General features: G+C 71.4%; 25 protein-coding genes. 7 read left to right on the top strand and 18 right to left on the bottom strand.

Annotated elements, in window-relative coordinates:
• Nucleotides 1–71: 71 nt before the first annotated feature.
• A complete protein-coding gene (locus OG293_RS31985; protein ID WP_406003779.1) occupies nt 72–986 on the top strand; it encodes a cyclase family protein in 915 nt (304 codons plus the stop codon).
• 299 nt (nt 987–1,285) lie between these two features.
• On the opposite strand, the gene OG293_RS31990 is transcribed toward OG293_RS31985, so the two are convergent.
• A complete protein-coding gene (locus OG293_RS31990) occupies nt 1,286–1,975 on the bottom strand; it encodes an HAD family hydrolase (protein ID WP_406002229.1) in 690 nt (229 codons plus the stop codon).
• A gap of 25 nt (nt 1,976–2,000) precedes the next feature.
• A complete protein-coding gene (locus OG293_RS31995; RefSeq protein WP_406002230.1) occupies nt 2,001–2,483 on the bottom strand; it encodes an Lrp/AsnC family transcriptional regulator in 483 nt (160 codons plus the stop codon).
• Between the two features lie 242 nt (nt 2,484–2,725).
• Here OG293_RS31995 and OG293_RS32000 point away from each other — a divergent pair, with 242 nt between their 5' ends.
• The 3 genes from OG293_RS32000 (at nt 2,726) to OG293_RS32010 (ending at nt 6,743) form a co-directional block, all read left to right on the top strand.
• Nucleotides 2,726–4,228 carry an FUSC family protein gene (locus OG293_RS32000; protein WP_406003780.1) on the top strand — a complete coding sequence of 501 codons (1,503 nt, stop codon included), beginning with the start codon at nt 2,726–2,728 and terminating at the stop codon, nt 4,226–4,228.
• A gap of 151 nt (nt 4,229–4,379) precedes the next feature.
• Nucleotides 4,380–5,618 (top strand): nitric oxide synthase oxygenase, encoded by a 1,239-nt coding sequence (locus tag OG293_RS32005; protein WP_406003781.1) that lies wholly within the window; start codon nt 4,380–4,382, stop codon nt 5,616–5,618.
• A gap of 75 nt (nt 5,619–5,693) precedes the next feature.
• On the top strand, nt 5,694–6,743 hold the full coding sequence (locus tag OG293_RS32010; protein ID WP_406002231.1) for a lactonase family protein: 1,050 nt from the start codon (nt 5,694–5,696) through the stop codon (nt 6,741–6,743).
• A 138-nt stretch (nt 6,744–6,881) separates the two neighbouring features.
• On the opposite strand, the gene OG293_RS32015 is transcribed toward OG293_RS32010, so the two are convergent.
• The 8 genes from OG293_RS32015 to OG293_RS32050 all read right to left on the bottom strand — a co-directional run bounded on the left by OG293_RS32015 (nt 6,882) and on the right by OG293_RS32050 (nt 15,068).
• On the bottom strand, nt 6,882–7,799 hold the full coding sequence (locus OG293_RS32015) for a sirohydrochlorin chelatase (RefSeq protein WP_406002232.1): 918 nt from the start codon (nt 7,797–7,799) through the stop codon (nt 6,882–6,884).
• A 95-nt stretch (nt 7,800–7,894) separates the two neighbouring features.
• A complete protein-coding gene (locus OG293_RS32020; protein WP_406002233.1) occupies nt 7,895–8,887 on the bottom strand; it encodes an N-acetylglucosamine kinase in 993 nt (330 codons plus the stop codon).
• Complete coding sequence (locus OG293_RS32025) at nt 8,884–9,546, bottom strand: uracil-DNA glycosylase (protein WP_406003782.1); 663 nt, start codon at nt 9,544–9,546, stop codon at nt 8,884–8,886. Before OG293_RS32025 ends, OG293_RS32020 begins: the two co-directional genes overlap by 4 nt.
• Nucleotides 9,547–9,569: 23 nt before the next feature.
• Nucleotides 9,570–10,679: a WD40/YVTN/BNR-like repeat-containing protein gene (locus OG293_RS32030; protein WP_406002234.1), complete on the bottom strand. Its 1,110-nt coding sequence runs from the start codon at nt 10,677–10,679 to the stop codon at nt 9,570–9,572.
• Nucleotides 10,680–10,791: 112 nt separating this feature from the next.
• Nucleotides 10,792–11,547: an SDR family NAD(P)-dependent oxidoreductase gene (locus tag OG293_RS32035; RefSeq protein WP_406002235.1), complete on the bottom strand. Its 756-nt coding sequence runs from the start codon at nt 11,545–11,547 to the stop codon at nt 10,792–10,794.
• Nucleotides 11,548–12,108: 561 nt separating this feature from the next.
• The gene (gene ddaH, locus OG293_RS32040; RefSeq protein WP_406002236.1) at nt 12,109–12,921 is read right to left on the bottom strand and encodes a dimethylargininase; all 813 of its coding nucleotides are present in this window, start codon (nt 12,919–12,921) and stop codon (nt 12,109–12,111) included.
• A gap of 124 nt (nt 12,922–13,045) precedes the next feature.
• On the bottom strand, nt 13,046–13,537 hold the full coding sequence (locus tag OG293_RS32045) for an Lrp/AsnC family transcriptional regulator (RefSeq protein ID WP_406002237.1): 492 nt from the start codon (nt 13,535–13,537) through the stop codon (nt 13,046–13,048).
• A gap of 157 nt (nt 13,538–13,694) precedes the next feature.
• Entirely contained in the window at nt 13,695–15,068 is a 1,374-nt protein-coding gene (locus OG293_RS32050) for an FAD-dependent oxidoreductase (RefSeq protein WP_406002238.1), read from the bottom strand.
• A 191-nt stretch (nt 15,069–15,259) separates the two neighbouring features.
• Here OG293_RS32050 and OG293_RS32055 point away from each other — a divergent pair, with 191 nt between their 5' ends.
• A complete protein-coding gene (locus OG293_RS32055) occupies nt 15,260–15,832 on the top strand; it encodes a DUF6214 family protein (protein WP_406002239.1) in 573 nt (190 codons plus the stop codon).
• Here the strand turns inward: OG293_RS32055 and OG293_RS32060 are convergent.
• Complete coding sequence (locus tag OG293_RS32060; protein WP_406002240.1) at nt 15,810–16,475, bottom strand: DUF305 domain-containing protein; 666 nt, start codon at nt 16,473–16,475, stop codon at nt 15,810–15,812. The two genes, OG293_RS32055 and OG293_RS32060, sit on opposite strands and share 23 nt — an antisense overlap.
• A 176-nt stretch (nt 16,476–16,651) precedes the next feature.
• Here OG293_RS32060 and OG293_RS32065 point away from each other — a divergent pair, with 176 nt between their 5' ends.
• Nucleotides 16,652–18,166, top strand: coding sequence for an LVIVD repeat-containing protein (locus OG293_RS32065; RefSeq protein WP_406002241.1), 1,515 nt, complete (start codon nt 16,652–16,654; stop codon nt 18,164–18,166).
• On the opposite strand, the gene OG293_RS32070 is transcribed toward OG293_RS32065, so the two are convergent.
• The 6 genes from OG293_RS32070 to OG293_RS32095 form a co-directional block, all read right to left on the bottom strand.
• Complete coding sequence (locus OG293_RS32070) at nt 18,139–18,831, bottom strand: TetR/AcrR family transcriptional regulator (RefSeq protein WP_406002242.1); 693 nt, start codon at nt 18,829–18,831, stop codon at nt 18,139–18,141. The two genes, OG293_RS32065 and OG293_RS32070, sit on opposite strands and share 28 nt — an antisense overlap.
• A gap of 203 nt (nt 18,832–19,034) precedes the next feature.
• Complete coding sequence (locus tag OG293_RS32075; RefSeq protein WP_406002243.1) at nt 19,035–19,730, bottom strand: HAD family hydrolase; 696 nt, start codon at nt 19,728–19,730, stop codon at nt 19,035–19,037.
• A 19-nt stretch (nt 19,731–19,749) separates the two neighbouring features.
• Nucleotides 19,750–20,436 (bottom strand): phosphatase PAP2 family protein, encoded by a 687-nt coding sequence (locus tag OG293_RS32080; protein WP_406002244.1) that lies wholly within the window; start codon nt 20,434–20,436, stop codon nt 19,750–19,752.
• 34 nt (nt 20,437–20,470) lie between these two features.
• Nucleotides 20,471–21,406 (bottom strand): M56 family metallopeptidase, encoded by a 936-nt coding sequence (locus OG293_RS32085; RefSeq protein WP_406002245.1) that lies wholly within the window; start codon nt 21,404–21,406, stop codon nt 20,471–20,473.
• 97 nt (nt 21,407–21,503) lie between these two features.
• Nucleotides 21,504–22,073, bottom strand: coding sequence for a DUF5134 domain-containing protein (locus tag OG293_RS32090; RefSeq protein WP_406002246.1), 570 nt, complete (start codon nt 22,071–22,073; stop codon nt 21,504–21,506).
• A gap of 165 nt (nt 22,074–22,238) precedes the next feature.
• Nucleotides 22,239–22,625, bottom strand: coding sequence for a VOC family protein (locus OG293_RS32095; RefSeq protein WP_406002247.1), 387 nt, complete (start codon nt 22,623–22,625; stop codon nt 22,239–22,241).
• A 76-nt stretch (nt 22,626–22,701) separates the two neighbouring features.
• Between OG293_RS32095 and OG293_RS32100 the strand changes: the two genes are divergently transcribed.
• Nucleotides 22,702–23,256, top strand: a complete 555-nt coding sequence (locus tag OG293_RS32100; protein ID WP_406002248.1) for a GNAT family N-acetyltransferase — start codon at nt 22,702–22,704, stop codon at nt 23,254–23,256.
• A gap of 66 nt (nt 23,257–23,322) precedes the next feature.
• Here the strand turns inward: OG293_RS32100 and OG293_RS32105 are convergent, their stop codons facing one another.
• Complete coding sequence (locus OG293_RS32105) at nt 23,323–24,006, bottom strand: glycerophosphodiester phosphodiesterase (RefSeq protein ID WP_406002249.1); 684 nt, start codon at nt 24,004–24,006, stop codon at nt 23,323–23,325.
• Nucleotides 24,007–24,348: the final 342 nt, after the last annotated feature.

Genomic DNA, 24,348 nt, shown 5'->3' on the forward strand with positions numbered 1-24,348 from the left:
CGCGCGTCGTCCGCACGTCGTCTGCCGGAGGCACCATGGCGCAGCAGTCGGAGAGAGCCGCGAGCGGGGCCATGGCCCCCGCGGCGTTCCGGGCGCTGTACGAGCGGCTGCGCGAGGAGGCCCGGCAGGACCCCGACGACCGGCGCGGTGCGCTGAACCACCTCACCCCACCCCGCGTGGCGGCTGCGGCCCGGGAGGTGCGCAGCGGACGCACCGTGTCGCTGGCCGCGCCCGTGGAGACCTGGCCGGGGCCCGACAACCCCGAGCCCGCCGCCCACCGGCTCACCGGACCGGCGGCGCACGACATCGGAGCGGACGGGCTGCACTTCGCCCTCGACCACTTCTCGATGAATGTGCACGGTGACGCCGACAGCCACCTCGACGCCCTGTGCCATGTCCTCTACGACGGGACGCTCTACAACGGCGTCCCGGCGACCAGCCTGACGCCGGAGGGCGCGGGCTCGCTCTCCGTCGAGATCGTCCGCGACGGCATCGTCGGGAGGGGTGTCCTGCTGGACATCCCCCGGCTTCGGGGCGTGCGCTGGCTCGAACCGGGCGACCATGTGACGGTGGACGACCTCCTCGCTGCGGAAGCCGCGCAGGACGTGCGCGTCGGCGCCGGAGACCTGCTGCTCGTACGGGTCGGCCACCGCCGCCGACGGCAGGAGCTCGGCGCCTGGAACGCGGCACAGGACCGGGCCGGACTTCATCCGACGGCCATGGAGTTCGTCGCCGAGCGGCGCGTGGCGCTGCTGGGAGGCGACGGCAACAACGACACCGCGCCCAGTGCGGTTTCCGACGTGTCCTTCCCCGTCCATGTGCTGGGTGTGCACGCCATGGGGCTGCAGCTGATGGACTACCTGCAGTTCGAGGAGCTGGCCCCGGTGTGTGAGCAGGAGGGCCGCTGGAGCTTCCTGTGTGTGGTGGCTCCCCTGAGGCTCCCGGCGGCCACCGGCTCACCGGTCAACCCGATCGCCGTGCTGTGAGCGTGGAACGGGTCCGGCTTCCGGTCGACGGCTGCCGTGGGTCCGGTTCGCCGGGCCGTGCTGATCCGACCGGGCGAAGATTGTCCGCCGGGCGGCCCAACCCACGCTGGGCGGGAGTGCCCAGCGCGCGTGCCGGTGATTGCGTGGCGAGCAAGTGCCGACATCGAAGGCCCGCATCGTGCCGCTGCCCGTCGCGGGCAAGGGCGCGTCTTGCCGTCCCGGCACGACACCGTGTTCGTCGTACGGGCCGACGGCCGTCTGGAGGCAGGCGGCACAGCGGACGTGGCCTGAGGCAGGCGTCAGGAGCGGGCCGTACGGAGCCAGTCGTAGGCCGCTCGTGCCGTGAACTCGCCCTGGCCGCCCGCGAACAGCAGACCCGCGGTCCGGAACGCCGGGTCGCCGGCCGTACCGAGTACATAGGGAACGGCGATACAGCGCATGCCGGCCGCGTGCGCCGCCGCGGCTCCCGGCGGCGCGTCTTCCAGGACGACGCAGTCCGAGGGGGCGGCGCCCAGCCGGCGAGCGGCCTCGAGGAACACATCGGGTTCCGGCTTGCCGTGGGCGACCTCTTCGGCGGAGACGGCTGTGGTGATGAACGAATCCAGTCCGGTGCCTGCCAGCACGGCATCGATCGCGGCCCGCGAGGAGCCGGAGGCCACCGCCATCGGCATGCCCTGGGACCCCAGCAGCTCCACGAGCACGCGCATCTGGGGAAAGACATCCGTCGAGATGCGCGCCAGCTCCAGGTAGTGCCGGTTCTTCCCGGCGAGCAACTCCTCGAGCGGTGCGGCGATTCCGTACTGGTCACGCAGCACCTCCAGCGTCTCCCGCGTCCCGATGCCGATGAACCGGGTGTGCTGATCCCAGCCGAAGTCCCTCACTCCGTACTCGGCCAGGAGCCTGCGCCCCGCCTCGAAGTAGTTCGGCTCGCTGTCCACGAGTGTGCCGTCGAGATCGAAGATGACCGCAGGAGTGCGTGTTTTGCTCATGCGCTCCAGCATGCCAAGGCGTGGCTCACCGCGAGGCGTCGGCAGCCCGCCCCACCGACTCGACCAGCGGCAGCAGCCGGTGCGGCACCCGCTCGCGCAGGGCCACCTCGGTGCGGGTGCGCACCACGCCCGGGAGCTGGATCAATCGCTGGATCACATCTTCCAGATGGCCGTTGTCACGTGCGGCGACCCGGGTCAGCAGGTCGCCGCCGCCGGTGATCGAGAAGGCCTCGATGATCTCGGGAACGGCCGCGAGGGCATCGCCGACCTCGTCCAGATGCCCCTGGGTGACCTCGATGTGGACGAAGGCGAGCACCGGGTGCCCGAGCGCCGCGAGCGAGAGATACGGCCCCGTGCCGGTGATCACACCCTCCCGTTCCAGCCGGTCGATCCGGGCCTGGAGGGTGCCGCGCGCGATGCCCAGGATGCGGGCGTACGCGCGCACGCTGGTGCGTGGCTGCTCGATCAGCAGCCGCAGGATGCGAGTGTCGAGCGTGTCCACCGCCATGGTCCGTTGGCCTCCTTCTGGCCGGTTTCAGTCCACTATGACTGTACCAATGGCACATCTGAGGCTGGTCGAGTTGAGCCACCGCGCGCGGTGATGCTTTCCTCTCCCCACAGGGCGCTGCGCAGCGTCGGCACGGCGACGGAGCCGGACCGGACCCGCGGCGCCTTTGCCATGTGCGAGAGCCCGCCGAACAGCAAGGGGGCGAGAGGGCCGTCGTGAAGAGCCTGACCGGTGTGAAGCGGATGTTCGTCGCGCCCGATCCCGGGTGTGTACGGCTGCGTGTCTCGACGCGCGCCGTGCTCGGGGTCGCCGCCGCCGTCGCCGCGGCCGAGCTCGCCGGACTGTCCCTCGTCGCCTCCATCACCGGCGGCCTCGCCGCTCTGCTCGCCCTCTTCACCGTCGGCGACCCGACCGTGCGCCGCCAGGCGGTCACCACTGCCCTGCTGCCCGCCGCCGGCTTCCCCGTGCTCGCGCTGGCGACGACGCTGCACGGTCAGCCGCTGCCGCGCGCCGCCGCCTGGCTGGCCGTCGTCTTCTGCGGCGTCTACGCCCGGCGCTGGGGCCCGCGCGGACATGCGCTCGGGATCTTCGCCTTCATGATGTTCTTCGTCACCCAGTTCCTGCACGCGGTCCCGGCCCAGCTCCCCGAGTTGTACGGGGCGGTGGCGCTCGCTGTCACCGCCGCCGCCGCGGTCCGCTTCGCGCTGTGGTGCATCGAACGGCGCACACCGCCCCCCGCGCCGCCCGTGCCGCTCCCGGGCCGAGGGCTCGCCCGCCCCACCACTCGCCAGGCCTTCCAGGCGACCTTCGCCTGCGGCATCGCGCTCGCCGCGGGACAGCTGATCTCGCCCGACCGCTGGTACTGGGCGGTCGGCACCGCCTGGTGGATCTTCGTGAACACCGCATCGCGCGGTGAAACCCTCGTGCGTGGCTTCCGCCGCGTCGTCGGCACCGTCACCGGAATCGCCGCAGGCCTGCTCATCGCCATCCCGATCGCCGGTTCGCCGGTGCCGACCGCCGCCCTCGTGGCCGTCAGCGTCTTCGGCATCTTCTATACGGCCGCCCCCTCCTACAGCTGGATGATGTTCTTCGTGACCGTCATGGCGGGGCTGCTGTACGGGCTTCTCGGCGTCCTGCACCCTGGTCTGCTGCTGCTCCGGTTCCAGGAGACGGCGGTCGGTGCGCTCGGCGCGGCCCTCGGTGTGGCGCTGATCCTGCCTGTCACCACGCACGCGGCGACGGACGCCTGGATCCGGCGGGCCGTGCACTGCGTCCACGGCTGCACCGCAGCCGCGGCGCGGCGGCTGGCCGGGGACGAGCAGGCCGATCCGGCGCCGCTCGCCGCCGAACTGGAGCTGCTGCTCGGCCGTGTGCGTCTCTCTCTCGCCCCGCTCGTCCACCCCCTGAGCCCGCTGCGGGCCCGCAAGGCGCGCGCCCGTCAGGTCATCGCGCTGCTCGACGACTGCGCCCGCGAGATACACGGCCTGACCGCGGTCGCCGCCGACCCGGATGCCTCGCACGACGCCCGCCTGGCCGCCGCCTGTCACCGCGTCGAGGCGGCTGTGCACGCGCTGGTGCCGCCGGCCGTCCGTCAGACGAAGATCCGCGTGGACCTCGTGCCGGCGCCGCAGCACCACCCTGGTGCCGAGGCGGCACTCACGCACCTTCAGGCACTCGAGCGGGCGCTCGCGGCGTTGGATGCGCCCCTTCATACCTCGCCGAGCGCCCCCCTCGTGCCCGCCTGACCTGGGCAGCAGACACAACGCCCGTGATCGAGCAATTTCCCGGGGCACACACAGGGTGGATCACCATGTTCAAAGGGTAACCAGAGCGGCATCCACGTACGTTCCTCCAAGACCCTCGGGGGTGTGCGCCTTGCGAAAGCTGCTCAGATTCATGCGCCGGACCGGCGCACAGCTCGAAAAGCAGGAGGAAGAAGAGGTTCCGGCGCCGGCGCGCTGTCCGGTGAGCCATGGTCATGCCGCGGGCGAGGCCGAGCCTCGCACCGCTCCCTCTGCGCCGGCAACCGCGGGCGAACTGCACCAGGAGGCCGAGGACTTCATCCGCCTCTTCCACCGTGAGGAGTCGCCGGGGGACCCGGAGGCGCGGATCGCCGCCGTACGCGCGGAGATCGAGGAGACCGGCACCTACCGCCACACCCGCGCCGAGCTCGACTACGGCGCGCGCGTCGCCTGGCGCAACAGCAACCGCTGCATAGGCCGCCTCTACTGGCGCTCCCTGCGTGTCCGGGACCGCCGTCACATCGAGGACGCCGACTCCGTGGCCCGCGAGGCGGCCGACCATCTGCGCGAGGCCACCAACGGCGGGCGGATTCGCCCCCTGATCACCGTGTTCGCTCCGGACGCCCCTGACAGGCCCGGCCCCCGGATCTGGAACGAGCAGCTCGTGCGGTACGCGGGCTACGCCCAACGGCACGGGCCCCCCGTCGGCGATCCGCGCAACGCGGGGCTCACCGATTTCGCGCTGCGGCTCGGCTGGCCGGGCGGCCCGGGAACGCCCTTCGACCTCCTGCCCCTGGTCATCGAGGACGCCGACGGCAAGCCCCGCTTCTTCGAACTCCCGCGTGACGCCGTGCTCGAAGTGGAGCTGCGCCACCCCGAGGAGAGCTGGTACGCGAACCTGGGACTGCGCTGGCACGCGGTACCGGCGATCGCGAACATGTGCCTGGAGATCGGCGGCATCTGCTACCCCGCGGCCCCGTTCAACGGCTGGTACATGGGCACCGAGATCGGCGCCCGGAACCTCGCCGACGCCGACCGCTACGACCTGCTGCCGCGTATCGGCGAGCGACTGGGCCTCGACACCGCCGACGACCGCTCGCTCTGGAAGGACCGCGCCCTGGTCGAGCTGAACCGCGCCGTGCTCCACTCCTTCGACCGGGCGGGCGTCACCGTCACCGACCATCACACCGAATCGCGCCGCTTCCTCGCCCACCTGGACCGGGAGGAGAGCCATGGCCGCGGGGTGGGGGCGGACTGGTCCTGGATCGTGCCGCCCATGTCGGGAGCCACGACTCCCGTCTTCCACCGGACGTACGACACCACCCAGTGGCGCCCGGCCTACGTTCATCACCCCGAGGCGCAGGCCCGCGCCCGAGGGGAAGCGGACGAGTAGACAGAGTTGGTCTAGACCGCCTGCTACCGTCGGCCGCGCAGCACACGATCAGAGGGTGGAGAGAGGGGCAACGCTGTGGGCGACATACCCGCCGGGCGGGCATTCATCGGGTCGTTCACCTCGGCCGGGGGCCGCGGCATCATCGCGGCCTCCGTGGACGGGGAGACGGGCGGGCTGACGGAGACAGGAGCGAGCGACGCGGTCGCGGACCCGTCGTACCTCGCTCTCGCCGCAGGGCCCGGCGGCCCGGTCCTGTACGCCGCTTCGGAGAGGGCGGAAGGGGCGGTGGCGGCCTTCGCCGTCGACGGCCCCGCCCCGAGGCCGATCGGTGCCAGGGTCCCGGTCTGCGGCGAAGGGCCGACCCACCTCGCACTCGCCTCGGGCCACCTCGTGACGGCCAACTACGGATCCGGCAGCGTCAGCGTGCTACCGCTCGGGGCGAACGGGGAGCCGGTCGCCGTCAGCGGAGTGCTGCAGCACGAGGGCAGCGGCCCGCACCCGGACCGCCAGCGCGGCCCCCACGCGCACCAGGTGATGGCCGATCCGAGCGGGCGCTGGGTGCTCGCCGTCGATCTCGGCACCGACCGGGTACGGATCTGCGCGCTCGACCCAGGCGTCGGTGAGCTGGCCCTGCACGGTGAGACCCGGCTCCGCCCCGGCACGGGCCCCCGCCACCTCGCCTTCCACCCCGCGGGCAGCCACGCCTATGTGCTCAACGAGCTGGAACCGACCCTGGCCGTCTGCCGCTGGGACGCGGATTCCGGCGTGCTCGAGGCGCTCGGCGAGGCGCCTCTGCTGCCCGACGGCGTGACCGGGCCGGTCTATCCGTCCGAGGTGGTCGTCTCGCACGACGGCCGGTTCCTGTGGGCCGCCAATCGCGGCCACGACAGCATCGCCGTGCTCGCGCTCGACGAGACCCGCGAAAGGGCGGAGCTGGTCACCACGGTGCCGTGCGGCGGGCACTGGCCGCGCGACCTCGCCCTGGACCCGACCGGACGCCGGCTCTACGCGGCCAATGAGCGCTCCGGCGACGTGACCTGGTTCGACATCGACCCGCAGAGCGGAGTGCCGCACAGGGCGGGCTCCCTGGCCGCTCCTGCCGCCTCCTGTGTGGTCTTCGCCTGACGTGTTCCTGGCCTGCTCCTGGCGCGCGTCCTGGTCTGCGCCGGGCCCGCGCCCGGTCTGTGCTTCGATACGCCGAAGGGCCCGCACCCTTCGCGTGGTGGCGTGGTGCGGGCCCTTCGGCGTACGTACGGCAGACCGTCAGTGGGACGGCGCACCCGGCTGCGGGGTGATGCCCAGCGCCTTCGCGTACTGCGCAAGCACCAGCTTGCCGATGGCCGGGTAGGCGCCGAGCGCCTCGGCGGCGGAGCAGCCCGCCTCCTTGGCGGCCGCGTCCAGCAGACCTTCGGGCAGCTCGGGGCCGACGAGGTACGGGGCCAGCGCCAGCTGCACCGAACCGGAGCCGCGCAGCTGGTCGGCGATCACGCCCACCGCGCCCTCCTGGTCGAGCGCGGCGGCCATCACCGGCACCGCGAGGCGCGCGGCCAGGAGCATGCCGGTGATCCCCGCCGCCTGGACGGCCTCCTCGCCGCCGACCGTGGCGAGGATGATGCCGTCGGCCGCGGTGGCGACGGTGAACAGCCGGGCTCGGTCCGCGCGGGCCAGACCGGCCTCCGAGAGCCGGACGTGCAGCGCCTCCGCGAGCAGCGGGTGCGGTCCGAGGACATCGGTCAGCTCGGCGGCTGCGCGGCTGTCCATGACGGCGTGGCGGATCCGGCGCATCAGGGCGTTGTCCGGTCCGGCGAGAAGCGGCACCACGACGGCCGAGGTGCCCTCGGGCGCGGCCACGTCACGGCCGGCGGCCCTGGCGATCTCGTAGCGCTCGGCGCGACGGGCCGCGGTGTGGGCGAGGACGGTCTCGAGCGTGGGGTACTCGGTGTCGTCGCTGTCCAGGTAGCCGATGCCCGCATCGAGGCCGGGGAGCTCGGAGCGAGCGATGCTTATGACCTCTTCGGCCAGGCTGCGTGTGGCGGGCGCGGGAGCGCCGGGTACCGCGAGCACGAGCGCGGGCGCGCCCTCAGGAGCCGCCACGGGTTCCGGGCGGCGGTGCCGTCCGGACTGACGCGGTCGCGGCATTCGTACAGGCAGGCCGGATGCCGGCCCAGTGGGGGAGCTCATGGCGCCGCATGCTACTGGTTTTGTGGGCGCGACTGTTCGGGGAGGGGCCACTCAAGCGTTATCTGTCCATATTTATCCGATGCATGACCTACGCCTCAACTGCCCAGTTCTGTCGGCACGTGCAGCAGCGCCGGATGACGCGGCAGCACCAGCGAATCCGTGGCGAGCGCCGCGGCGAGAAGCAGCGCGCCGGTGAGCGGATCGCCCGTTGCGGACACCGGTTGCGCGTGCGGCAGTTGTATGGCCAGCTCCTCCCTCAAAGGTACGAGAAGAGGCGGCCCCATGTTCAACAGCCCTCCGGTGAGAGCGAACTGGGACGGGCCTGACTCCTCAGACGCGGGCGGGCACACGGCCGCGGCAGCCTCCGCGATGTGCCGGGCCGCAGCCGCGAGGATCTGCACGGACACCGCATCGCCGTCCGCCGCGCACTCGCCGACCTGCGGTGCGAACGAGGCCAGCACCGCCGCCCGGTCGGTGCGCGGGTAGAGCAGCCCCGGCAGCTCCTGCGCGGGGCCCAACGCCGACTCCATCCTGCTCAGCAGCGCCGGGGAGCCACCGCGGCGGCCGTCGTGGGCGCGCAGCGCCGCCTCGAGACCCGCCCGGCCGATCCACGCCCCGCCGCCGCAGTCGCCGAGGAGATGGCCCCAACCGTCGGCCCGGCGCCAGGAGTCCAGATCCGTGCCGGTGGCGATCACGCCGGTGCCGGCGGCGACCACGGCCCCGGGCCGCTGGCCGAGCGCTCCCGCGTAGGCGGTGACCGCGTCCGCGGCCAGCGCCAACCGCCGTACGCCCAGCGACCGCTCCAGCTCGCCGGGCAGCTCCGCCCGCAGCCGGCCACCCAGCGTCGCCATTCCGGCGGCGCCGATCGCGACGGCGGACAGCGTGCCGCCGCCCGCCCGGTCGAGCAGCGTGCGCGCCATCGGCAGCAGTTGGTCCAGCAGATGCCGGGCGTCGATGCCTCCGCTGCCGGTGCGCACCGGCTCGCGCGACGCGAGGCTCTGCGCAGGACCAAGGTCACGGGGGTCCGCGAGCGCCGCCCGCAGCCCGGAGCCGCCCGAGTCGACCCCCAGCACCCAGCCCAAGGTCACGGAAGCCGCCAGTCGACCGGCTGCGCCCCCTGGCGTTCGAGCAGGTCGTTGGCGCGGCTGAAGGGACGGGAGCCGAAGAACCCGCGGTCGGCGGACATGGGGGAGGGGTGCGAGGACTCGATCGCCGGAAGATCTCCGAGGAGCGGCCGCAGATTGCGCGCGTCCCGCCCCCACAGCACGGACACCAGCGGCTTGCCGCGCGCGGCAAGGGCCCGGATGGCCTGCTCGGTCACTTCCTCCCAGCCCTTCCCCCGGTGCGCCGCCGGCTTGCGGGGCGCGGTGGTCAGAGCTCTGTTGAGCAGCAGGACGCCCTGCCGGGTCCACGGCGTGAGGTCGCCGTTGGAGGGCCGGGGATGTCCCAGGTCCGCGTGCATCTCCCGGTAGATGTTGTCCAGGCTGCCGGGCACCGGCCGCACCTCGGGCGCCACCGAGAAGCTCAGCCCCACGGCATGCCCCGGCGTGGGGTACGGATCCTGACCGACGATCAGGACACGTACATCCGCGAAGGGCTGCTGGAAGGCGCGCAGCACATGGGCTCCGGCCGGCAGATAGGTGCGCCCTGCCGCGATCTCGGCGCGCAGGAAGTCGCCCATCGCGGCGATGCGTTCGGCCACCGGCGCGAGGGCTTCCGCCCAGCCCGGCTCCACGATTTCGTTCAACGGTCGTGCCACGGGGCGTCACTCTACTGGTGCACGGGCCTCGTCTCTCCACCCATGGCCGCCGCCCGCACGCAGAGCACATCCGGCAGATGGGAGGCGAGGAGCTGCCAGCTGTCCCCGTCGTCCGCGCTGGCGTACACCTCGCCGTTGCGGTTGCCGAAATACACTCCCGCCGGATCCGCGTCGTCCGTGCACAGCGCGTCCCGCAGCACCGTGCCGAAGTGGTCGCCCTGCGGCAGCCCGGCCGACAGCGCCTCCCAGGTGCCGCCCGCGTCGCTCGTCCGGTAGACGCGGCAGCGGCGTCCGGCGGGCACGCGGTCCGCGTCCGCCGTGATGGGGAAGACATAGGCCGTGTCGGGCCGGTGAGGGTGAGCGGCCACGGCGAAGCCGAAGTCGGAGGGCAGCCCCGCGCCGATGTCGGTCCACTTGGCTCCCGCGTCGTCGCTGCGGTACACACCCCAGTGGTTCTGCAGATAGAGCCGGTCCAGATTGCCCGCATCCTGCGCGATCTTGTGGACGCACTGGCCGAACTCGGGGTTGGGGTCGGGCAGGAAGACCGCCGAGACTCCCTGGTTGGACGGTGCCCAGCTCGCCCCGGCGTCTTGGGAGCGGAACACTCCCGCCGTCGACACCGCGACCGTGACGGCGTCCGGGTCCCGGCGGTCGGTCACGACGGTGTGCACCGCCTCGCCGCCGCCTCCCGGTACCCACTTCGAGCGGGTCGGATGCTCCCACAGCGGACGGACGAGTTCGAAGGTCTCGCCGCCGTCGTCCGAGCGGAACAGCGCGGCCGGCTCCGTGCCCGCGTACACCACGTCGGGGGTGGCGGGACCGGCCGGATGGAGTTGCCAGACCCGTTCCAGCGACGCCCCGGTGTCCTTGGGAAACTTCACGGCCGGCTTGGGCGGCTCGACCCAGGTCGCGCCGAGGTCGTCGGAGTGGAAGACCGACGGGCCCCAGTGCGCACTGTCGCCGCCGACCAGCAGACGGGGAACGGACCGCCGCGTGTCGATCCCGATCGAGTACACGGCCTGCGCGTTGAAGTGCGGGCCGTCGAACTCCCAGGTGCCGCCGTGCCTGCGGCCGATGAAGAGCCCTTTTCGCGTGCCTACGGTGAGAAGTACGTCGGTCATGGCCTTGTGCCTCCAGGACGCCGGTGTCTCGGATGGAAGCCAGTCTGCACCTGCCCACTGACAGTGGCTTCCGGGCGGGTTTCCGCGCAGGTCAGCCCGGCTCTTGCGGGGCTCAGTCGACGACCGAGCCGCCGGTGATGTTCAGGGCCGTCGCGGTCATCGAGCGGGCCATGTCGGAGGCGGCGAAGACCGCCACGCTGCCCACGTCGTCCAGCGAGGCCGCCCGTCCCAGCAACGTGTGCCCGTCGATCTCGCTGGTGACGGCGTCGCGGTAGTCGGCGTTCTCGGGCAGGGTGTCGGGCACCCCGCCCGTCTGGAGCGTCAGGACGCGGATGCCGTGCGGCCCCAGCTCGGCGGCGAGATTCCGGCGCAGCGACTCCATGGCGCCGAACGCCACCTGGAAGCCGCCCAGCCTGTGCTCGCGGGGCGGGTCGCCGTAGCCGCCGAAGGCGAGGATCACCCCGGACTTCTGCCGGATCATGTGCCGCGCGGCGGAGCGTGAGGTCAGGAACATCGCGCGTACGGCGTTGTGGACCGGCCGCTCGAAGTCGGCGAGGGAGATCTCGGTGAGCGGGATCCCCTGGACCTCCCCGAACGAGATCAGGCTGAACGAGATGTCGAGGCTGCCCGCCCGTTCGACCACCGCGTCCGTGAACCGGTCGACCGCCGCCTCGTCCAGGGCGTCGACCTGGTCGGTGTCGGCAAGACCGCCCGCCGCCCGGACGGACTCGGCCGCTTCATCGAGGCTTCCGCGGGTGCGGCCGGCGAGATGGACTCGCGCTCCCGCGCGGGCGAAGGCCCGGGCGACCGCCGAGCCGATGGCGCCGCCGCCTCCGTAGATGACCGCGTTCCTGTTCCTGAGCAGCACGACGAGCCTCCTTGTACGGACGTCTTCAGTGCTGACCGGCCGGGGCGCCCGAACTCATCGGTGCCCTGAGGACGATCCTGGACGATCCTGCCCGAGTGCGGCACGGAACGTCGCAGGGGACAGCGCGTCCGGCGGCGGGCCGGGGATGCGCTGCCCCCCGCGATGGGCGCGGGACGGAGCACGTGACGGAGCGGCCCCGGACGCTCGGACGCAACGGTGGTACAGCTCCGGGACGTGGCGGCGATCCGCCCCTCCGGGCCGACCGCCGTCGCCTCGCTGAGGATGAGCCCCGTACCGCCGGTGGTGGGCGGCGTAGTGCGTGAAGCGCCAGTCGTGCGTCACCCTCGTAGTACGGAGCATGCCAAACCAGGAGAAGTCCCGCCACCTCCACGAGGATCCCGTGGTGCCGCACGAGCTGCCAGCGCGCCTCGTGGCCCGGGATTCCACCGGAGCGGGTGTCGATCGCCACACGCAGCGGATCGGCGCCGGCGAACGCACCCCGGGAAACGTGATCAGGCCCCGGGGCGGGTCCCGGGGCCTGATCCACTGGCAGGAAATACCTCAGGGACGGAGCTCCTGCGTGCAGCATTTCGCCCCGCCGCCCGCCTTGCGGAACTCCGAGAGATCCACGGGAACGGGTTCGTAGCCGAGGGCCGCGACCTTCTCCATGAGGCCCGTCGCCTCCTGCGCCATCACCACATGGCGCCCGTCGGACAGCGAGTTGAGCCCGAAGACGAGAGCATCCTCGCGGGTGCAGACCAGGGCGTCCGGGAAGAGCGCCTTCAGAACCTTCTGGCTGCCCGCCGAGAAGGCCTCCGGATAGTAGGCGATGTTGGTGTCGTCGAGCGCGAAGAGCGCCGTGTCCAGGTGGTAGAAGTGCGCATCGACGAGATGCAGGCTCACCGTCGGCCTGCCGAAGAACTCCTGGGCCTCGTGGTGGGCGGACGGGAGCGTGCGGAACCCGGTGCCGGCGAGGATGAATCCGCCGACCGGGGTGAAGTCGCCCTCCCCTTCGCACGTATGGGACGGAATGTACGTCTCGAAACCGGCGGCCTCGAACCAGGTCCGGTAGTGGCCCGCCTCCGGCTGCCGCTCGGGCGCGTGGAACTGGGCGCCGAACGCCTTGCCGTCGAGTACGAGCGCCGAATTGGCCGCGAAGACCATGTCGGGGAGGTCGGCGACGGGATCCACCGTCTCGACGGTGTGGCCGAGCTCGCGATAGAGGGATACGAGCGTGTCCCACTGCTTGTGTGCCAGCGGGACGTCGACCGGCTCCCTGGAGGTCATCCAGGGATTGATCGAGTACCGGACGTCGAAGTACTCCGGCGAGCAGACGAGATACCGGCGCTTCTTCGCGGTTCGGAGAGACGGCATCCAGGGTCCTTTCAGAGCTGGGGATGCCGTCAACGGTAAGGAGGAGTGACGGACAGCGACAAGACGAATGAGTTGCGTGTGCGCGCAACTCTGTTGCGTTTGTGGGCCCCGGACCCACCACTTGTTACGTCAGGTCCGGGGTGATGCGTCCCGAACCTGCTTCTGGGCTGCCCGGAAGCAGATGATTGAGTACGACGAAGGTGTTGGTGGCCTTCACGAACGGCTCCGAGCGGATCTTTTCGAGGACATCCTCGAAGTGCGCCACATCGAGCGCTCTGATGTGCAGCAGCGCGTCGGCCCGGCCCGTGACGGTGACCGCCGACTGGATCTCGGGGTGATTGCGGACCACCTCCGCCAGCCTCCTCGGCGGAGCGGCGCCCTCGCAGAACACCTCGACGTACGCCTCGGTGTGCCAGCCAAGGGCCGATGGCTTCACCACGGTGGTGAAGCCCGTGATCACTTCCTGCTCCCTCAGCCGGTCCACCCGGCGTTTCACGGCGGGTGCCGACAGACCGATCGACAGGCCGATCTCCCGGAGACTCGCCCGCGCGTCCGCCATCAGCGCCGCGATGATCTTTCGGTCGAGTTCGTCCAGCTCAGCTCCGCGCCGGGACATCAGACAGCTCCTCTCGCAGAGTGCGCCGCGTCACGGGGGAGTGCGGGGAGCACCGTTCGCGGTGATCCTGCCATCCCGGCAACCACCGGCGCCGGTGCGACTCCGGTCTTCCCCGGCGAGGCCGTCGGTATGCCCGGGCCACGTCACGCCGCCCGGATCACCCGGCCCGTTCACCGGCCCGCTCGCCCGCCGCGGTCAACAGCCCCTCCCAGTCAGGGATCTTGACGGACCCTCGGCCGAAGGTCTCGCCCAGGGCCGACTCCGCCGCCTCGATCGCCAGCCAGCCCGGCCACCGGACGGGACGGTGCCCCGACTCGCGCAGTGCGGCCAGCGGATCGGCCACGACCGGGCGCAGTTCCAGGGACCCGGCGTCGTCGAGCAGCGACAGCACCGTCTCCTTGGCGCACGGCCGGTTGGTGCCGATCACCCCGGTCGGACCGCGCTTTATCCATCCCGCCACATACTCCCCGGGCGAGGGGACCCCCTCGCGCAGCACCCGGCCGCCGGCGTGCGGCACGGTGCCATGCCTCTCGTCGAACGGGAGCCCGGGCAGCGGAACACCGCGGTAGCCGACCGCCCGCAGCACCAGCTGCGCCTCGATCTCCTCGTACACCCCGGTGCCCCGGACGCCCCCGTCCCCGTCCGGAACGGTGCGCTCGAACCGTACGCCCGCGACCTTGCCGCCGTCTTCCAGCAGCTCCACCGGGCGCAGGAAGAACCGCAGATGGATCCGGCGCTGCCGGCCCGGAGGCGACTGCGTGGCCCAGCCCCGTACGACCTCGAGATTGCGCCGGTTGACCGCGGGCAGCGCGGAGGCGAGCTCGGGGTGAGCCGCGTACGCCGGGTCCAGCACGAGATCCTCCGCCTCGACGACCACCCCCGCGGAGGGCAGCCCGCCGAGCTCCCGCAGTTCCTTGGTCGTGAACTTCGCCTGCGAGGGTCCGCGCCGCCCCACCATGTGCACGTCGCGCACCTGGCTGAGCGCCAGAGCGCCGAGCGCCGCCTGCGGAACGTCGGTGGGGCGCAGCTCGTCCGCGCCCCGCGCGAGGATGCGGGCCACGTCCACCGCCACGTTGCCGACGCCGATCACCACGGCCGAACGGGCGTCGAGGGCAAAGCCGTTGCCGGCCGCGTCGGGGTGCGCGCTGTACCAGGAGACGAATTCGGTGGCCGAGTGACTGCCCGGCAGATCCTCACCCGCAATGCCGAGCCTGCGGTCCCTCGCGGCCCCGACGCAGTACACGACCGCGTGGTAGAGGTCGAGCAGCCGCTCCGGTCCCAGTCCGCGCGTTCCGACCTCCACATTGCCGATGAAGTCGATCCGGTCGTGCTCCAGCACGTTCCGCAGATTGTTCTGCAGTGACTTGATCTTCTCGTGGTCGGGCGCGACCCCGTAGCGCACGAGTCCGTAGGGGCAGGGGAGCCGGTCCAGTACGTGCACCCGTACATCGGGCACCCGGCTCTGCTGGACGAGATCCTGTGCGGCATAGACCCCGCTGGGTCCCGATCCGACGACTGCGACGCGAAGCACAGCTGCGCTCCTTCCCACAGGGGGACTCCAGCATCGCACCGGCGTGCGGGGCTGGGGAGATGCGCTGACGGGGTGCTCTGAGGCGGGGCGGCGTGCGTGCCGCCACAGATTGCCATGAATTGACTGGTTACGTGCTAATTGTGCAAGAAACTGCGCTTCTTAACGTTAATGATCAGTATGACCTGAGTGGGGTGCTGCCGTATCCGCCCGTCTGGGAGCTGCAGGGCGCCGGCACGGTCACGTCCGAGCCGCCCGGATACGGCGTTCCTCCCTGGTTCAATGTGCGGCTGACCTTCGCCGACGGCACGCGGGTCGATGTGGTCGCCGTCGTCGACGACGGCCGGATCGCCATCGAGGACCTGCGGGCGGACCCGCCACTGCCCCTGGAGGGCTTCGCGGTGCTCGCCGACCGGATCGAGGACCCGCTGGAGGACGCCTGCGGAATCGTCGCTCAGCAGCCGGGGCCGGGCATGGCGGAGCGGGCCGAGCCCCCCGGGCACCGTCGCCGCGCCCGGCCCCCGGTGCCGCGCGGCAGTGCCGGCCGGCGCATCGCGGCCGACGCCTACCGGGCCGCGCAGCGGGAGGGGCGCGACCCGGTGCTCGCCGTGATGAGCGCGACCGGGCGGAACCGCCGCAAGGCGCTCCGGCTCATCGCGGGCGCCCGTGACGAGGGCTATCTCGCGCCGCGCCACAATCGCCGCCGGACCATCGGGGGCGTTCCCGGCGCGGAGCGTTCGTCGGTCACATCGAGCGCATCCGGTTGATCTCGCTGGTCTGCTGCGCGACCACATCGTTCGCCATCTCCTCGATCAGGACGTTGTTGCCGTCCGAGAGGACTTCGGTGGCCATGGTGACCGCTCCCTGGTGGTGAGTGATCATCAGTTTCAGGAAGAGTTCGTCGAACGCCTTGCCCTTCGCGGCGCGCAGCTGCGCCAGTTGGGCGGGAGTGGCCATCCCCGGCATCGAGCCCCCGGCGTGGTGGTGGCCGCCCTTCTCCTTCGCCCCCGCGTTGTTTTTCAGCCACCCCTGCATCGCGCCCATCTCGGGCTTCTGAGCGGCGGTTATCCGCTCCGCCAGCCGCTTGACCTGCGTGGATGCCGCCCGTTCGGGCGCGAGGGAGGTCATGTCCAGCGCCTGGCCGTGGTGCATGATCATCATCTGCGCGTAGGAGAAGTCGGCGGAGTTGGGGGAGTCGTCGGGCGCCGCCTTCGCCGCCTCCTCGGCCGAGAGTGTTCTGGCCGGCTCGCCCGGTCTGCCCGGCGCCACCACCGACGGTCCGCCGTCCCCGTTGGCCTTGGTGGGAGCGTCCGAGCCCGAGTCGCAGGCACCCAGGGCGAGTACGGCGGCAACGACCGTGGACACGACGACCGAGCTGCGCACACGCGCGGTCCTGCGGCGGTTCAACACGGTTGCCTCCTAAGGCACTTGGGGTATTCAGGACTGTCCAGGCACGCTTCCCCGCACCGGTGATCAAAAACTTTCATTACGTCTCTGTTGCCACCTGTTGTGATGTACATGGAAGGGAAGATACTGCCGGGGTCCGCGAACCGTTCACCTGCGAACGGATACAAGGGAGGACCGCAGTGACCCTGTTACACACCACCCGAGTGCGGCGCAGACGTCTGGGCGTGGCGGCAGCCGCGGCCGGACTCCTCGCCACCCTGCTGACGGCCGGACCCGCGGCCGCCACACCGGATCCGGGCGACACACCCACCCAGAAAAAGGTGTCGTCCGGGCAGAGAGCCGAGACGAGATCGGCCATCAGGAGCGGCGAGATACCCGGTGTGGACGAGATCGTCCACAGCGACAACGTCAGACATGTCACCAACATCCCCAAGGACGCGCTCAAGGGAACCAACTCGGACCTGGCATTCCAGGGGCACTACGCCTTCGCCGGCAACTACGACGGGTTCCGGATCTTCGACATCCGCAACCCGAAGGCCCCCAAGACCGTGGCCCAGGTCCTGTGTCCCGGATCGCAGAACGACGTCACCGTCTCCGGCGACCTGCTCTTCCTCTCCACCGACTCCTCGCGCAGCGACAACTCGTGCAACAGCACCTCGCAGCCCGCGACCGAGAAGTCGTCCTGGGAGGGCATGAAGATCTTCGACATCAGCGACAAGCGCAATCCGAAGTACGTCGCGGCCGTGGAGACCGCCTGCGGCTCCCACACGCACACCCTGGTGCCGCAGCGACGCAACGTCTACATCTACGTCTCGTCGTACTCGCCGAGCGAGACCTTCCCGGACTGCCAGCCGCCGCACGACGGAATCTCCGTCATCAAGGTGCCGCGCAAGGCCCCCGAGAAGGCCGCGGTCGTGAACTTCCCCGTTCTCTTCCCGGGAACGGGCCCGGACGGCGGCGGCAACCCCGGATCGCCCACCAACCCGGGCGTCTCCAAGACCACCGGCTGCCACGACATCACGGTGCTTCCCTCCAAGGACCTGGCCGCCGGTGCCTGCATGGGTGACGGCATCCTGTTCGACATCAGCGACCCGGAGCGTCCCAAGGTCATCGATCAGGTCCAGGACAATGTGAACTTCGCGTTCTGGCACTCGGCGACCTTCAACCAGAAGGCCAACAAGGTCGTCTTCACCGACGAGCTCGGTGGCGGCGGCGCCGCCACCTGCAACACCGTGATCGGCCCGAACCGCGGCGCCGACGGCATCTACGACATCGTCGGCAGGGGCGACCACCGCAAGCTGGTCTTCCGCAGCTACTACAAGATCCCCCGGCACCAGGCCGACACCGAGAACTGTGTGGCCCACAACGGCTCGCTGATCCCGGTCAAGGGCCGCGACCTCATGGTCCAGGCGTGGTACCAGGGCGGCGTCTCCGTCTGGGACTTCACCAACTCCGCCCAGCCCACGGAGATCGCCTACTTCGAGCGCGGCCCGCTCAGCGCGGACACGATGCTCACCGGCGGCTCCTGGTCGGCCTACTACTACAACGGCTACATCTACTCCAACGACATCGCCAAGGGCTTCGACGTGCTGAAGCTCGACGACCGGCGGACCGATCCGGCGAAGCGGGTGCGGATGGACGAGCTCAACGTCCAGACCCAGCCCGACTACTTCGACGACTTCGACCGCGACTGAGCCGCTGGCTGGACCGTCGGTCCGGCCGGCGGGCGGACGAGGGTGTCAAGAGGCGTTCCGCCGGGCGGCTCCCCGCCCGGCGGAACGCCGAGCTCCCAGTCCAGGCCGTACCGCTGGAACAGCTCCGCGCGCAACCGCGACAGCGGCATCGGCACACCGGGGAGCAGGATCGCGAAGACCGCCCCCATCAGCAGCGCCCGCAGCAGGGGATAGTCGGCGTCGACGTCGGTCGACCCGTACCGCGCCACGGTCTCTCGCAGCAGGGCAGCGAGCCGCTGCTGTTCCGGGCACTGCCGGAATCCGTCGGCCTGGAGCACCCCCGACATGTGCGTACGCATCAGTACGGGATAGTCGACCGCCAGCCCCAGGATCGCGTCGATGGCGCGCGCCATCCGCTCACGCCCGTCGTCCGTAGGGGGCTCGCGCTCCAGCGCCGCTTCCAGGGTGCGATGCATCAGACGGTGCACGGCCGACTGCAGAAGCTGTCGCTTGCCGGGGAAGTAGTAGGAGACCAGACCGCGCGCCGAGCCCGCTCTGTCGGCGATGTCGCCGAGGGTCGTGGCTTCGTACCCGCGTTCGTCGACCAGCTCCACGGTCGCCTGGAGAAGCCGCTCGCGGGAACGCCGACGAAGCTCTTCATTGACCGATGCGCTCCGCGGGGACATGCTTGACTCCTGCGTTGACTGGCTCTGAGCCAATATACTCAGCGCCTGCCGCTGCGAGGTCTTCAGGGCCTGGTCAGCGTGCTGCCGCCCGAACCGGGCGACGCGGGGGATCGTCCGGTTCGGGCCATTTCGTCATGTCTTCAGTGTGCTCCTCGGCGAAGACTCGCCCCGCTATCTGTCGGATGTCCTGATTCGGTACGGGGTCACTCCAGGAGCCCGAGCACCGGGCGCAGTCCTGCGGGGCGCTCCCCGACCGGCAGATGGTCCACGAAGTGGACGGCGCAGCCCAGATTCACCGCCCCGCCGTCCGCGGCCGGGTCGTCACCCACCATGAGGACATCGGCCGGGTCCTGGCCCAGAGCCTCGCAGGCCGTGCGGAACAGCCGCACGTCCGGCTTCTGCACCCCGTGCTCGAACGAGAGCACATAAGCGTCCACCCAGACGTCCAGCTCGTGCGCGCGGAGGACCGGGCGCAGATCCCAGCCGATGTTGCTGACCACCGCGACGCGGACGCCCCGCTCGCGCAGTGTGCTCAGCACCTCGGCCGCGTCGGGGTACGGCTGCCACGCGGCGGGCGTCATATGGCGGTCGTAGAGGGCGTCGTACAGGCCGGGGTCCGGCAACTCCACCTGGCGGGCGAGACCGGTGTACGCGGCCCGGTGAAGCTCGGCGCTCTTGTCGCGGATCGCCCACCCTCCGGCCAGGTGAGCGGGGAGAAGTTTGGGGAGGTCGCCGCCGGGCAGCGCACCCGCATCCATCAACTCCTGTGCGCACCCGGCCAATTCGGGCTCAGGCAGGCTGATTCCGCGGGCATCCAGCGTCGCGCGGAGCCAGTCCTGCGCCGACTCGATGCGGAAGAGCGTTCCGGAGAAGTCGAAGAGCACACCCTTGATCGCCATGTCCGCGATCCTTCCCGGATCAGTGCTGCCGGGACAAGACCACCCGTTCGTAGAGCGCGATCGACAGGGCTACCCAGCAGGCGCCGATGAGCCAGCCGCCCAGCACGTCGGTGGCCCAGTGCACGCCGAGCCAGAGCCGCGTGAAGCCCACCCCGACGACGCTGACCGCCGCCACGGCGACCACGACGCACCACAGCGGGCCCCTGGCTCCGTACCGTCTGAGCAGCCACAGCAGCAGTCCGCAGCTCACCGTCGCCGTCATCGCATGGCCGGAGGGGAAGGCCGCGTAGTGCGCCGTGTCGACGGGATCCGGCCACTGCGGACGCTCCCGGCCCACGGCTGCTTTCAGCCCCTGTTGCAGCCAGGTGCCCGTCACACTCGTCGCCGCGATCCACAGGGCGAGCAGCCACTGGCGGCGCAGACACAGCCAGATCACCGCGAGGGCCAGGAGAACGCGCATCGTCCAGGGGTCCCACACCCAGTCGGAGAGCACCCGCATCGCGTGCGTGAGGTCCGGCTCGCGCACCGCCCGCCGGTGCAGGCCGTCCGCGACCTTCCGGTCGAAGGAAACGAGCGGTGACCATGAGAGTGCGACCAGCGTCAGCAGCACGGCCGAGAGGGCGGCGCACACAGCCCCTGCGCGAGCAGCCGCGGACGACGCGAAGGGCGCCGGTGGGGTGGGGGGCGGGGTGCGCGGGAGGTGCATGGGGAAGATCCTGGCCCCTGATGGGCCGCCACGGCTAACCGAGCGCGCGAAGCCCGGGTACGAAGGCCACCAGCAGAGGTACCACCGGCACCAGCGCGGCGGCCGCCGTCAGCCCCAGCCTGCGGCCCGCGGTCAGCCGGGGCACCGGAGTCAGGAGACGGTTGACCCGCTGCGGCAGCTGGGCGTCCGGAGTGGGGCAGGGCCCGAACACCCCACGGTCCTCGTTGAGTTCCACCAGCGCCAGGGCGATCGTCAGCCGGCCGAAGCGCCGCGAGGCGACGTCGTCGGCGGCCAGCTCGACCAGCCGGTGCATCTCGTCGCGGAACGCCGCGAACACCGGGATCTGCGGAAAACCTGCCGCGAGCGCGCCGGAACAGTGCAGCAGCCAGTCGTGCCGCGCTCGTGCGTGCCCCTGTTCGTGCGCCAGTACGGCATCGAGCTGGCGGCCCTTCAGACGACGCAACGCGGCCGTGGTGACGACCAGTTGGGGCGCGGTGCCCGGCAGCCACCAGGCGTCGGGGCGCTCGCCCTCCAGCACCACCAGCGGTTCGCTCCCCGGCTCCTCGCCCGGAAGCAGGGGGGAGCGCACAAGAAGGTCCCTGTGCCTGCGCTTGCGCCGCAGCCGCGACCGATGGACCTCCCGGGTGAGCATCGCGCCGGTCCACAGGCCGCAGCCGGCCAGGACCACGGCGAGAACCGCCGACCAGGGTCCGTTCGCGCCGAGGGCGTACGCCTCCATGACACCCTGCGGCGCGGACGCGAAGACCTGACCTCGTACGAGCTGCCAGGCGGAGGCCGCGCTGAACGTCATGGACAGCGCGAAGCACAGCAGCACGGCCGCCACCACGCACTGCCAGACCCACAGCGCCACCACGGGCTCCCGCTCCGGCCAGTCGGCGCGCGACACAAGCCGCGGGGCCAGGACAGCGGCCAGTGCGCCGAGAGCCAGCAGCACGAGGGAGACCAACATGCCCTCAGCCTATGAGCGCGGCGCTACTTGCGGGTATGGGCCGGCGCGCCAAGTGACGCAGGACACGGGTACGGGGCGCGGTCGCGGGAGCGGCGCCTCACAGGGCGAGCAGCATCGCCAGCATGGCGAGCGCCATCGCGATCCGGCAGGCCGGCGCCAGCTCGGTCCGCGCCGCGAGCGAGACGGCCGCCGCGCTCCCCGCCGGGGCCGCCACGGGTGTCAGCCGGAGCCCCGAGCGCAGGACGTACACCGTGTAGTACGCCAGCAGCCCGGCGGTGACCAGTGGGATCCCGGAGGCCGGGTGCCCGGAGCGCGCCGCCTCGGACGCCGGCGCCGCGTGGGACGTCGCCGCCATCGCCGCCGCCATGTAGACCATCGTGAGCGTGCCGACGAGATGGTGCAGATGGCGCGCGCTGTGCCGGGCGGGCACCAGGCCGCGCAGCGCCGCGAGGGCGAAGACAGACGCGTACACCACCCAGGCCGCCCCGGTCTGCTCGACCAGGGCGGTGGGCAGCGCCATCGCCGCCATCCCCAGCCCCATCAGGGCCTCGCCGCCGGCCGCCTCGCGCGCCCCGCCGGAGCAACTGCGCATCCGCACCAGGCAGTACGCGCCCGTCGCCCCGCACAGTGTCACGAGCAGCCAGCCGGACATCGCGGGTCCGTGCACGGAGCACCTCCCCTTTTGACGGTGTCCAGGGGGCGATGCCCGGGCGCGGTGGAGCCCACGCGAGCGCACGGAGGCGCGTGGGGAGCACGGCGCGCGATGCGTGCCCGCCCTCAAGGGCCGGTTCCCGGTGGACTCGCCCGCGCCTTCCGAAGGACGTCCTTCGCGTCAGGGCCGGTGGCGCAGCGGATGGTCGGCGGGCACCTCGACGATCGCGATCCGGTGGCCGTCGGGGTCGACGATCCACATTTCGATCAGCCCCCAGGGCTCGCGCCGGGGCGGCCGGAGCACTTCCACGCCCTGTTCCGACAGTTCTGCGTGGACCGCAGCCGCGTCCTCGACCTGGAGCCACAGCCGCACCGAGGGCGAGGCCGTGGCGTCCGAGCGCCCGGACACTTCGAGAAAGCCGCCGCCGAGGAAGTAGACCGTGCCCCGGTCCGGGCCGGTGCCGAACTCGCGGTAGACCGGCAGGCCGAGGGTCTGCCCGTAGAACCGGCGCGAACGCTCCGGATCGGCGGGACGGAGAAGGATGCGGCTGCTCAGCACATGCACCATGGGCAAACCCTAGGCCGCGAGCGACGGGTTAGTCTCGGGACACCTGTACGTATCCGTGATTTGGAGTGGCACCTCTATGGACACCGCATCCCCCCTGGACTCCGGCGAGCTGACCTTCCGTGACGCGGTCGAGGCCGATGTGTCCGCGCTCGTCCCGCTGATCGACTCCGCGTACCGGGGCGATGTGAGCCAGGGCGGCTGGACGACCGAGGCGCACTTCATAGAAGGGAAGCGCACGGCCCCCGACGCCGTCCTCCAGGTGATCATCAATCCCGTCGGCACGCTGCTCGTTGTGGAGCGCGACGGCGCCCTGATCGCCTGTTGCCAGCTCGAACACCGCGGTGAGGTGGCCTACTTCGGGCTGTTCGCGGTGCGCCCCGAGCTCCAGGGCGGTGGCCTGGGACGCCGGATCATCGCCGAGGCGGAGCGCACCGTTCGCGAGCGTTGGGGTGTGCGGGAGATGCAGATGACGGTCTTGTCGGTCCGGGAGGAGCTGATCGCCTGGTACGAGCGCCGCGGCTACCGCCGTACGGGAAAGCTGAGCCCCTTCCCGTACGGCGACGAGAGCGTCGGTATCCCTCAGCGCGACGATCTCGCCTTCGAGCTCCTGGTGAAGGAGCTCTCCTCGTAGCCCGCCCGGCCCTCGTAGCCCGCCCGGCCCTCGCGCGTCCCGGGCCGTGTCCGCTGGCCCGTGGTTTCAGGCCGTGAAGCGGCCGGTGCGCCGGATTTCGGGAAAGTCGGTTGTCGCGCCGTCGAGTTCGAGGGCGCGCACCAGCCGCAGGTGCTCCTGGGTGTTCACCACCCAGCCGATCACCTGAAGTCCTTCGCCGTGCGCGTGCTCGACGGTCTCCAGGGTCAGCCGGCGAATGTTCAGCGCGAGCGAGGCGGCGCCCACCGCCTTCGCGCGGTCCACGATGTCGGCGCCCCAGCGGTCGGCGATCAGTACGGTCCGTACGCCCGGCACCAGCGTCGAGATCTCGGCGATCGCGTCGTCGTGGAAGGACGACACCTCGACCCGGTGGACGAGGTCGCGGCGGAGCAGCACGTCGCCGAGTGCCCGGGCCGCGGCCGCATCCTTGATCTCCGCCTGGAGGGGGGCGCGCACGGCGTCGAGGACCTCCTCGAAGACCGGCACCCGCTCACCGTCGCCCGCGTCGAGCTCCCGCAGCTCCGCGAGCGTCTTGTCGGCGATCGGGCCGTTTCCGTCGGTCGTGCGGTCCACGTCGGCGTCGTGCATGACGGCGAGGGCGCCGTCCTTGGTGAGATGCAGATCCAGTTCGATGGCGTCCATGCCGGACTGTTCGGCACGGACGAAGGAGCGCAGGGTGTTCTCCGGCTCGACGCCCATGACCCCGCGATGACCGATGGTGAGGAAAGTCAAGATTCTCTCGCTTCCGTCGACGGCGGCTCCCGCGCGGCGCATCCCGGCAGCCGCACGGCAAGCACGCAGCCTAACGGCCCGTCTCGGCGAAGGAAGTGGTCTCGCGCGGGGGAGTGGAGGGGGCCGAACCGAGCCGTGCGGCTCCCGGGACGAAACCCGTGATGAGGGCCGCGGCAAGGACGGCACGGGTACTCACGCGGCACGGCTTCGGTGCGGGAAGGGCGAGCGGACCCGGCCGCCCTGCCGGTGGTGAGCCCGCGACGGTGAACGCGTCACCCGCGCGTGGGCGCGTCCTCCGCGGCTTGACGCGGGGCGGCTGCGGCTGTGCGAAGAGGCGGCGGC

It is taken from the genome of Streptomyces sp. NBC_00829 (genome assembly GCF_045161795.1).
GTDB lineage: Bacteria > Actinomycetota > Actinomycetes > Streptomycetales > Streptomycetaceae > Streptomyces.